Annotated in this window: 12 protein-coding genes; 8 read left to right on the top strand and 4 right to left on the bottom strand. The window is 55.9% G+C overall.

Annotated features, from left to right (window positions below):
* The 6 genes from PFH44_RS11480 to lipA all read left to right on the top strand — a co-directional run.
* Positions 1-477: SPOR domain-containing protein (locus PFH44_RS11480; RefSeq protein WP_283825054.1), on the top strand; the 477-nt coding region annotated here is incomplete at its 5' end.
* 142 nt (positions 478-619) lie between these two features.
* Complete coding sequence (gene dacA, locus PFH44_RS11475; protein ID WP_045854459.1) at positions 620-1819, top strand: D-alanyl-D-alanine carboxypeptidase DacA; 1200 nt, start codon at positions 620-622, stop codon at positions 1817-1819.
* A 114-nt stretch (positions 1820-1933) separates the two neighbouring features.
* Positions 1934-2197 (top strand): DUF493 family protein YbeD, encoded by a 264-nt coding sequence (gene ybeD / locus PFH44_RS11470; RefSeq protein WP_041144576.1) that lies wholly within the window; start codon positions 1934-1936, stop codon positions 2195-2197.
* Positions 2198-2291: 94 nt separating this feature from the next.
* Positions 2292-2936 (top strand): lipoyl(octanoyl) transferase LipB, encoded by a 645-nt coding sequence (gene lipB / locus PFH44_RS11465; protein ID WP_045854458.1) that lies wholly within the window; start codon positions 2292-2294, stop codon positions 2934-2936.
* 138 nt (positions 2937-3074) lie between these two features.
* Positions 3075-4028 carry a YbeF family transcriptional regulator gene (locus tag PFH44_RS11460; protein ID WP_283825053.1) on the top strand — a complete coding sequence of 318 codons (954 nt, stop codon included), beginning with the start codon at positions 3075-3077 and terminating at the stop codon, positions 4026-4028.
* A 185-nt stretch (positions 4029-4213) separates the two neighbouring features.
* The gene (gene lipA / locus PFH44_RS11455; protein WP_045854456.1) at positions 4214-5179 is read left to right on the top strand and encodes a lipoyl synthase; all 966 of its coding nucleotides are present in this window, start codon (positions 4214-4216) and stop codon (positions 5177-5179) included.
* 243 nt (positions 5180-5422) lie between these two features.
* Here lipA and tatE read toward each other — a convergent pair whose 3' ends face one another.
* A complete protein-coding gene (gene tatE, locus PFH44_RS11450; protein WP_041144572.1) occupies positions 5423-5629 on the bottom strand; it encodes a twin-arginine translocase subunit TatE in 207 nt (68 codons plus the stop codon).
* A 127-nt stretch (positions 5630-5756) separates the two neighbouring features.
* Positions 5757-6545 (bottom strand): deaminated glutathione amidase, encoded by a 789-nt coding sequence (locus tag PFH44_RS11445; protein ID WP_283825052.1) that lies wholly within the window; start codon positions 6543-6545, stop codon positions 5757-5759.
* Positions 6546-6635: 90 nt separating this feature from the next.
* Here PFH44_RS11445 and crcB point away from each other — a divergent pair, with 90 nt between their 5' ends.
* Positions 6636-7019, top strand: a complete 384-nt coding sequence (gene crcB, locus PFH44_RS11440) for a fluoride efflux transporter CrcB (protein WP_045854454.1) — start codon at positions 6636-6638, stop codon at positions 7017-7019.
* A 57-nt stretch (positions 7020-7076) separates the two neighbouring features.
* Here the strand turns inward: crcB and cspE are convergent, their stop codons facing one another.
* A complete protein-coding gene (gene cspE / locus PFH44_RS11435) occupies positions 7077-7286 on the bottom strand; it encodes a transcription antiterminator/RNA stability regulator CspE (protein WP_004859511.1) in 210 nt (69 codons plus the stop codon).
* A gap of 193 nt (positions 7287-7479) precedes the next feature.
* On the bottom strand, positions 7480-8055 hold the full coding sequence (gene pagP, locus PFH44_RS11430) for a lipid IV(A) palmitoyltransferase PagP (RefSeq protein WP_045854453.1): 576 nt from the start codon (positions 8053-8055) through the stop codon (positions 7480-7482).
* 292 nt (positions 8056-8347) lie between these two features.
* Between pagP and dcuC the strand changes: the two genes are divergently transcribed.
* Positions 8348-9721 carry an anaerobic C4-dicarboxylate transporter DcuC gene (gene dcuC, locus PFH44_RS11425; RefSeq protein WP_283825051.1) on the top strand — a complete coding sequence of 458 codons (1374 nt, stop codon included), beginning with the start codon at positions 8348-8350 and terminating at the stop codon, positions 9719-9721.
* The last annotated feature ends 9 nt before the right edge of the window (positions 9722-9730 follow it).

The following is a 9730-nucleotide window of genomic DNA, read 5'->3' as shown; positions in this document are numbered from 1 at the left end:
GTGCGCGCCATCAGTAACTCAACGCTGAAATCCGACGATAGCGTCGGCGCGCCGGTCAACAGCAGCGGCTTCCTCGGCGCCCCAACGCCGTTGAATAACGGCGTGCTGGAGGGCAGTGAGCCCGTCGCTCAGGCCGCCGCCTCAACCGCACCGGTCACCGCGCCGGGATCCATCCAGGGCAGCGTTGCCCCGGCCGCCGCCGCGACGACTGCGGTTGCCGCCGCCTCTACCTCGACCAGCGCTGCTGCCAGCAGCGACTATGTGGTACAGGTTGGCGCCGTTAGCGACCAGGCCCGCGCTAAGCAGTACCAGCAGCGCCTGAGCCAGCAGTTCTCCGTTCCCGGCCGCGTGGTGCAAAACGGCGTGGTGTGGCGTATTCAGCTGGGCCCGTTCGCCAGCAAGCCACAGGCCAGCACCGTTCAGCAGCGCCTGCAGAGCGAAGCTCAGCTGCAGTCATTTATTACTCACGCCAACTAAACGCGTCGGACCGCCCTCCTTAGCGCATTGGGCATGACAAAATCGTTAACAAAGTCATGCGCAATGTCGGATGCCGGTCCGTAGAGCATTTGTTATAGTAAGGCACTTTTTTAACTCCATCACGGATGCCGTTGTTCAGACCATGAAGATCTCTTTCACCGCACGTTTACTCGTTACGGCCCTCTCCGTTGCCGCGCTCTCCTCCGCAGCCCACGCCGATGACCTGAATCTTAAAACCATGATCCCAGGCGCGCCGCAGATTGACGCCGAATCCTGGATACTTATCGATTACAATTCAGGCAAAGTGCTGGCGGAAAATAACGCCGATTCCCGCCGCGACCCGGCGAGTCTGACCAAAATGATGACCAGCTACGTCATTGGTCAGGCCATGAAAGCGGGTAAATTCAAAGAGTCCGATCTGGTCACCGTGGGCAACGACGCGTGGGCAACCGGTAACCCGGTATTTAAAGGCTCCTCCCTGATGTTCCTCAAGCCAGGCATGCAGGTGCCGGTTTCGCAGCTGATTCGCGGCATCAACCTGCAGTCAGGCAACGACGCCTGCGTGGCGATGGCGGACTTCGTTGCCGGTAGCCAGGACGCTTTCGTCAGCCTGATGAACAGCTACGTCAACGCCCTTGGTCTGAAAAACAGCCACTTCCAGACCGTTCACGGCCTGGATGCCGAAGGTCAGTTCAGCTCCGCGCGCGATATGGCGCTGATTGGCCAGGCGCTGATCCGCGACGTGCCGAACGAATACACCATCTACAAAGAAAAAGAGTTCACCTTTAACGGCATCCGCCAGCTCAACCGTAACGGGCTGCTGTGGGATAACAGCCTCAACGTCGACGGCATCAAAACCGGCCACACGGATAAAGCGGGCTATAACCTCGTCGCCTCGGCAACAGAAGGCCAGATGCGCCTGATCTCCGCCGTAATGGGGGGTCGCACCTATAAAGGTCGTGAATCCGAAAGCAAAAAGCTGCTGACCTGGGGCTTCCGCTTCTTTGAAACCGTCAATCCGCTGAAAGCGGGCAAAGAGTTCTCCTCCGAGCCGGCCTGGTTTGGCGATAGCGATCGCGCATCGCTGGGCGTCGATAAAGACGTGTATCTGACCATTCCGCGCGGCCGCATGAAAGATCTGAAGGCCAGCTACGTACTGAACAATACCGAACTGCACGCACCGCTGCAGAAAAACCAGGTTGTCGGCACCATTAACTTCCAGCTGGACGGCAAAACTATCGATCAGCGTCCGCTGGTGGTGCTGCAGGAAATCCCGGAAGGTAATTTCTTCGGCAAAATGATTGATTACATTAAGTTAATGTTCCACCACTGGTTTGGTTAAAAATCGAACGCTTGAAAGTGTGATTTACATCCCCATATACTAACTATCAAAGTAACCTGATAACTCCCGCACCTTGTGGGAGTTATTATTTTTTGTCGTAACACCGGAGCTGACATGAAAACCAAACTTAACGAACTGCTTGAATTCCCTACTCCATTTACTTACAAAGTAATGGGGCAGGCGTTGCCTGAGCTGGTTGATCAGGTGGTGGAAGTGGTACAGCGCCATGCGCCTGGTGATTACTCTCCGCAGGTAAAGCCGAGCAGCAAAGGTAACTACCATTCGGTTTCTATCACCATCAACGCTACCCATATCGAGCAGGTAGAAACCCTGTACGAAGAGCTGGGTAATATCGAGATCGTCCGGATGGTGCTGTAACCCATTCTGCTACCCGGCCTCGCGCCGGGTCATCCCCTTCCCCGCTGTGATATACTCGCTGCCTTAAATCACTTCTCTGTGCGGAGACGTTGTTTTGCAGCACAATAAAATCCTCATTCGTCAACTCGGCCTGCAACCTTACGCCCCTGTCTCGCAGGCAATGCACGACTTTACCGACTCGCGCGATGAAACAACCCTCGATGAAATTTGGCTGGTTGAGCATCATCCGGTCTTTACCCAGGGCCAGGCGGGAAAAGCTGAGCACGTTCTGGTGGCGGGCGATATTCCGGTCATTCAAAGCGATCGCGGCGGCCAGGTGACCTACCACGGGCCGGGGCAGCAGGTGATGTACGTCCTGCTCAATCTCAAACGCCGCAAGCTTGGCGTACGCGAACTGGTGACGTTGCTGGAGCAGACCGTGGTCAATACCCTGGCGGAGTACGCTATTGAGTCGCACCCGCGCGCCGATGCGCCCGGCGTTTACGTCGGTGAGCAAAAGATCTGCTCCCTGGGCCTGCGCATTCGCAAAGGGTGCTCGTTCCACGGCCTGGCGCTCAATATCGCGATGGACCTTTCGCCGTTCCTGCGGATTAATCCCTGCGGCTACGCCGGAATGGAGATGGCGCAAATGCGCCAGTGGCAGCCCGACGCGGCGCCGCAAATCGTCGCACCACGGCTGGTCGCCAACCTGCTGGCGCTGCTCGACAACCCGCCGCACGAGTTCATTTCCACAGAGTAAATCCGGGCGTCCCGGCTTCCCGGGGCGCCGTTTTTGCGCCTGACTTTCGTTAAGCCATTCTATTTGCAATTAATTGCCACAAACGGCGGCGTCGCTGACCGCTATACTTGCGCTATTCGCTATGACAGGAGGCGCAGAGTGGAAAAAAATCATCCGCAACCGGAGTCCACCGAACGGCTCGACGATCGCCACGATCGCCAGGTATTCCGCATTCTGCGTAATATTGACCTCAACTTACTGACCATTTTCGAAGCCGTGTACGTGCACAAGGGCATCGTAAATGCGGCTAAGGTGCTGAATATCACCCCCTCGGCCATTAGCCAGTCGATTAACAAACTCCGCGCGCTTTTTCCCGACCCGCTGTTTATTCGCAAGGGTCAGGGCGTGACGCCGACCGCCTACGCGACGCACCTCCATCAGTACATCAGTCAGGGAATGGAAGCCTTCCTCAGCGCGCTGGATTTAACCGGCAGCCCGCATCAGCAGCGGGTCATCACCATCGCCCCCTCGCCCACCGTCGGCGCGCTGGTCATGCCGACGATTGCGCAGGCGCTGAAGCCTCGCTTCCCGCAGGTACTGCTGCACAATATCGCCATTACCGATGCCCCTAGCCAGCTTAACCAGCGCCAGGTGGATCTGCTGATCGACAGCTACGCGCACAGCGGCCAGTCGATCCTGCACCACGTTCTGTTCCAGGATCGGGTGATGATGTACTGCCGCGAGGCGCATCCGGCGCTGGCTATGCCGCACAGCGAAGAGCATCTTCGGCAGTACGAGTTTGCCCTGCTGCTGCCCGAGGGCCAGCGCTATCCGGCGCTGCACCGCCGGCTGCAGGAGCAGCTCGGGGAGCGGCGCTGCGGCTTTAGCAGCTACAACCTGTTAACTCAGGCCGCGCTGGTGAGCGCCAGCGATATGCTTGGGCTGATGCCGAACCGGATGTTTTCGCTGTTGGCCAAAACCTGGCCGCTGGCGGCGCTGGACTACCCGCCTCTCGCCGATGAAACCATCGACGTTTCGCTGCATTACAACAAGCTCAGCGCCCAGGAACCGCTGCTCCATGAGGTGATTGAGGCGGTTCGCCTGGCTTTTTAAGCCATACCGCACGTGTGGGAAAGCATAAAACAACAACTATTTTACAATTTGCCGAACAGGCAGGCTGCTTTCTGGTCCGTATCAATGGTATACTGCCTATCCTTGATTCAAAAATAGTTGATAAATACAACATTTACTTGAATTAATTCGTTTTCCTTCGTACTCGCAACTGGAACACGCACGCTATGAGTAAACCCATTGTGATGGAACGCGGTGTTAAATATCGCGACGCCGATAAAATGGCCCTTATCCCGGTGAAAAACGTGGCAACTGAGCGTGAAGCTCTGCTCAGAAAACCGGAATGGATGAAAATCAAACTTCCGGCTGACTCGTCCCGTATCCAGGGTATCAAAGCAGCGATGCGTAAGAACGGTTTGCACTCCGTGTGCGAAGAAGCTTCTTGCCCGAATCTTGCGGAATGCTTCAACCACGGAACGGCAACCTTTATGATCCTCGGTGCTATCTGCACCCGCCGCTGCCCGTTCTGCGATGTCGCCCACGGTCGTCCGGTGACGCCGGATGCCAATGAACCGCAGAAGCTCGCGCAAACCATCGCCGACATGGGTCTGAAGTACGTCGTTGTCACCTCCGTCGACCGCGATGACCTTCGCGACGGCGGTGCTCAGCATTTCGCCGACTGCATCAGCGCCATCCGTGAGAAAAACCCGTCGATTAAGATTGAAACCCTGGTTCCGGACTTCCGCGGCCGTATGGATCGCGCCCTGGATATCCTCAAGGTTACGCCGCCAGACGTCTTTAACCACAACCTGGAAAACGTGCCGCGTCTCTATCGCCAGGTACGCCCAGGCGCCGATTACAACTGGTCGTTAAAGCTGCTGGAAAGCTTCAAAGAAGCGCATCCGGAGATCCCAACCAAATCGGGTCTGATGGTCGGCCTCGGTGAAACCAACGCTGAAATCGTTGAAGTTATGCGCGACCTGCGTCGCCACGGCGTGACGATGCTGACTCTCGGTCAGTACCTGCAGCCGAGCCGTCACCACCTGCCGGTACAGCGTTACGTTAGCCCGGATGAGTTCGAAGAGATGAAAGCCGAAGCGATGGCCATGGGCTTCACCCATGCTGCCTGCGGCCCGTTCGTCCGCTCGTCCTATCATGCCGACCTGCAGGCCAAAGGGATGGAAGTGAAGTAGTTCACGCCGTCCTCGACCGCTGCGCGTTTCCCGCGTGCAGCGGTCAGCTCTCCTCTCCCTGCGCTACCTCATCTTTTTCCCCCAATAAATCCGCCGGCGCGGTTACAGTCGGTTGCATTTTTTCAGCCAATGACCTTGCAGGATACAAAAAGAGGCCGCAACGATAATCGCTGCGGCCTCTTATCCGTGCAGGCTGATAGCCTGCCGGCAGCCTGCTCCCGCTGTCGGGGAGCAGGCGTTTAATTACTCTTTATGAGAGAGCTTCTGTGCCGGAGTTTCTTCTTCCGCACTGGTTTTCTTCGCGCTATCGTCGTCGTCGTTCATGGCCTTCTTAAAGCCTTTGATAGCCGAACCCAGGTCTCCACCCAGCGTACGTAGTTTTTTGGTACCAAACACTAAAATAATCAGTGCTGCGACAACCAGCAGTTTGGTAATACTAATCTCACCCATAGCTAACCTTCTTCTCTAAAACAATCTGCGAATACGCCATCATACACGCGAACAATTAACGGCTATTTGACGCGCGGACACAATAGCAATCTGTAACAAGGTGAATCAAGCTCTGTTTAAAAAAACGTCACAATAATTGCGGTGGCGCAAAGCGGCGGTTCTGCAGCACCGGCAAGCGCTCGCGCACCTGGCGTAGATAATCCACGGAAACGTCGGCAAAAATCATCTGCGGCCGATCCGCCGCGCCGGCCAGCGTCGTGCCGAGGGGATCGATAATTCGGCTCTGGCCAATATTACGGTTGCCGCACTCTCCCGCCGCCACTATATAGCAGGTCGTGTCCAGCGCGCGGGCGGCCAGCAGCGTCGCCCAGTGATGCTCCTTCATCGGTCCTCTCACCCACGCGGTCGGGAGAACGAGGATCTCGGCGCCGCTCAGCGCGAGGCTTAACGCCAGCTCCGGGAAGCGCAAATCATAGCAGGTCATCAGGCCAACCCGAACCCCGTCGACGTCAATCAGCGCCGGGATCTGCAGGCCGGCATCAACGCGCCGTGACTCCTGTATATTAAACGCATCGTATAAGTGTAGCTTCTGGTATTGTGCGATAACCTCACCGCGGCGTATCGCCACCAGCGTATTAGCCGCACGTCCCTCGCCGGAAGGCACGTGAATCGTCAGCACGGTGGTTAAGCCGTTGTTACGGCTCTCCTCGCGCAGCAGGCGCAGGAAGCCGCCGTCTATCTCCTGCGCCGATTTAACCGAGAGATCCGGGTCGCTATCGTCGCGCGCCAGCAGCGCCTCGGGCAGCACCAGCAGCGACGCGCCCTGTTCAGCGGCCTGGGCCATCAGCGCTACGCAGGTCCGCGCATTTTCCCGCCAGTCAGGGGTGACGGCAAATTGTCCAGCAGCAACCAGCATCTTAATCTCCCGTTCGCGAATTCATAGCCAGCGACGCATTTTGCGCGCTACACTCATTCCCCAGTATTAACCAAATAGCAGGGAATGAGAGTGTCACAACTACTTTTAGCCGTTTTTCTTGGCGGCGGTACCGGCAGCGTACTGCGCTGGTGGCTAGGAATGAAGTTTAACCCCATGCACCATGCCATTCCCGTTGGCACGCTAACGGCCAACCTGCTGGGCGCATTTATCATTGGCGCCGGCCTGGCCTGGTTTAACCGTCTGACGGATATCGACCCAATGTGGAAGCTGCTCATCACCACCGGCTTTTGCGGCGGATTGACGACCTTCTCCACCTTCTCAGCGGAAGTGGTGTTTCTGCTGCAGCAGGGGCGCTTCAGCTGGGCGCTGCTCAATATTCTGGTCAACCTGCTGGGCTCATTCGCCATGACGGCGGCAGCGTTCTGGCTCTTCTCTCATGCCGCCAGCCGTTAAAAACAGGCAAAAAAAAACCCGCTAAGCGCGGGTTTTTATATTCTACTGACGCGTTGCTTAGATAGCGTTTACGTTTGCAGCAGAAGGGCCTTTGGCACCGTTAGTGATTTCGAACTCTACGCGCTGACCTTCAGCCAGAGTTTTGAAACCGTTGGACTGGATTGCAGAGAAATGTACGAATACATCTTTGCTGCCATCTTCCGGAGTAATGAAACCGAATCCTTTGGACTCATTAAACCACTTAACGTTACCTTTAATCTTAGACATCAAAATTACCTTTATATGAAAAAAAGACACTGATACTGTGTCGCGATCCAGTACATCAATTGTGGTGCCTTTTGTCCAGTCGAACTTTGCTAAAAAGTGACAAAAGTCGCTATCTTTTTTAGTGGTTGCGCTTTAGTTATTGTTTTTCCACACAACATAGTGCTCAGCTCTTTTATCACTAAGCTATTGCGGATTAAAACTGAAAGCGGGCCCAGGCAAAGTAAACGTTACCGTTGTTATAGGTACCGGGAATGTAGGTCATCTGGAACGTCGCCGGGCCGTAGCCGATAGACGCCATCGGCAGCACCACCGGCAGCGGAATATAGTGCCAGTTATCGCGCGCGGTTACCCCGAGCGTATAGCCGAGCCCAAGATGAAAGTTATCGTCGGCCAGCGGACGCCAGGTTTTCTCCCAGCCGTAGCCGGCGATAGGTTCCCATTTGTTATACGAGTCCTTAAATGCCATCGCGTACAGGCCATGCCAGTTGCCTTTATCATCCCAGCGCGACACGCCGAAACCCGCTCCCCAGGGACGCTCGTTGTACCGATCGGTTTTCTCTTTGTCATAGGCAAAGCGGGCGTGCCAGGTGATGGCGGGAACATATAGATCGTAGTGTTCTGGCTCCTGCCAGGTCTCCGCAACGTTATCGCTTAAGGTGTTATAGCCATCGCGAATCGTCGAGCTGAATGACGCGTTTGCTATCCCGCAGGAGAGCAGCAGCCCGGAAAAACTGAGTAAAAACGGTACAACATAACGTAGTCTTAACACTTCTCAATTACCAATATCGATTTTAAAGCGGGATAAAGTAGCAAATATAATCTTAATATAACCTTAACGAAATAAGGCAAAGTCTTGATTTACCTCCCACGAACTCGCAACAACCCTGCCCGTCGACTTTGTGATAGCGCCCGCGCACCTGGCGCTGATTAGGCAATTCTCATCGGTTTATTGATTTGCATCAGCATGTTTCGTCGATTTATTCGGCACATTCCCTCCCTTAATTTTTGTACAACCTTATTTATCAGCAGATTCTTTGGGTTAATGGTTCAGGGGTAAAATAATGCTTACGCTAGTTGAGATCCTTATTGGGGTCGTGGTCATTGTGGGCGTCGCCCGCTATATCATCAAAGGGTACGCCGCCACCGGCGTTCTCTTTGTTGGCGGTTTGACGCTGCTTATCGTCAGCGCGCTGATGGGACATAAAATTTTACCCGGCGAGGCGAAAAGCACGGGCTATTCCGCGACCGACATCATCGAATACATCAAAATTCTGCTGATGAGCCGCGGCGGCGACCTCGGCATGATGATCATGATGCTCTGCGGATTTGCCACCTACATGACGCATATCGGCGCCAACGATATGGTGGTCAAACTGGCCTCGAAGCCCCTGCGCTACATTAACTCCCCCTACCTGCTGATGATCGCCGCCTATTTTGTCGCCTGCCTGATGTCGCTGGCCGTCTCTTCGGCGACCGGCCTCGGCGTTCTGCTGATGGCAACGCTGTTCCCGGTGATGGTCAACGTCGGGATCAGCCGCGGCGCGGCGGCGGCCATTTGCGCCTCCCCGGCGGCCATTATCCTCTCCCCGACCTCCGGCGATGTCGTTCTCGCGGCGAAGGCCGCCGAAATGCCGCTCATCGACTTTGCCTTTAAGACCACGCTGCCTATCTCCATTGCGGCGATTATCGCCATGGCGATCGCCCACTTTTTCTGGCAGCGCTATCTGGATAAGAAAGAGAACGTCGCCCACGAAATGCTCGACGTCAACGAGATAACTACGACCGCCCCCTCCTTCTACGCCATTCTGCCCTTCACGCCCATTATCGGCGTGCTTATCTTCGACGGGAAATGGGGCCCGGAGCTGCATATTATTGCCATCCTGGTGATGTGCATGCTGCTGGCGGCGGTGCTGGAATTCTGCCGCGGCTTTAACACCAAAAACGTCTTCAGCGGGCTGGAAGCCGCCTATCGCGGGATGGCCGACGCCTTTGCCGGCGTGGTCATGCTGCTGGTCGCCGCCGGCGTGTTTGCCCAGGGCCTGAGCACCATCGGCTTTATCAATAGCCTGATTTCGATTGCGACCTCGTTTGGCTCCGCCAGCATCATTCTGATGCTGGTGCTGGTGGTGCTGACGATGCTGGCAGCCATGACGACCGGTTCAGGTAACGCCCCGTTTTACGCCTTCGTTGAGATGATCCCCAAGCTGGCGCACTCGTCGGGTATTAACCCGGCCTATCTGTCGATCCCGATGCTGCAGGCATCCAACCTTGGCCGGACTATTTCCCCGGTATCGGGGGTGGTGGTTGCCGTGGCCGGGATGGCAAAAATCTCGCCGTTTGAGGTGGTGAAGCGGACCTCGGTACCGGTTCTTGTCGGCCTGCTGGTGGTGATTATCGCCACCGAAATTCTGGTGCCCGGAACCACCGTTCAATAAACGTGAAAA

This window comes from Klebsiella sp. Ech2A, assembly GCF_030078455.1.
Lineage (GTDB): Bacteria > Pseudomonadota > Gammaproteobacteria > Enterobacterales > Enterobacteriaceae > Klebsiella > Klebsiella terrigena.
The sequence above is the reverse complement of the archived record's forward strand: the minus strand, read 5'-3'. Positions and strand labels throughout refer to the sequence as shown.

Coding starts and splice junctions, on each gene's coding strand:
- dacA (WP_045854459.1), top strand. CDS start 620: ATGAAGATCTCTTTCACCGCACGTTTACTCGTTACGGCCCTCTCCGTT.
- ybeD (WP_041144576.1), top strand. CDS start 1,934: ATGAAAACCAAACTTAACGAACTGCTTGAATTCCCTACTCCATTTACT.
- lipA (WP_045854456.1), top strand. CDS start 4,214: ATGAGTAAACCCATTGTGATGGAACGCGGTGTTAAATATCGCGACGCC.
- tatE (WP_041144572.1), bottom strand. CDS start 5,629: ATGGGTGAGATTAGTATTACCAAACTGCTGGTTGTCGCAGCACTGATT.
- PFH44_RS11445 (WP_283825052.1), bottom strand. CDS start 6,545: ATGCTGGTTGCTGCTGGACAATTTGCCGTCACCCCTGACTGGCGGGAA.
- cspE (WP_004859511.1), bottom strand. CDS start 7,286: ATGTCTAAGATTAAAGGTAACGTTAAGTGGTTTAATGAGTCCAAAGGA.
- dcuC (WP_283825051.1), top strand. CDS start 8,348: ATGCTTACGCTAGTTGAGATCCTTATTGGGGTCGTGGTCATTGTGGGC.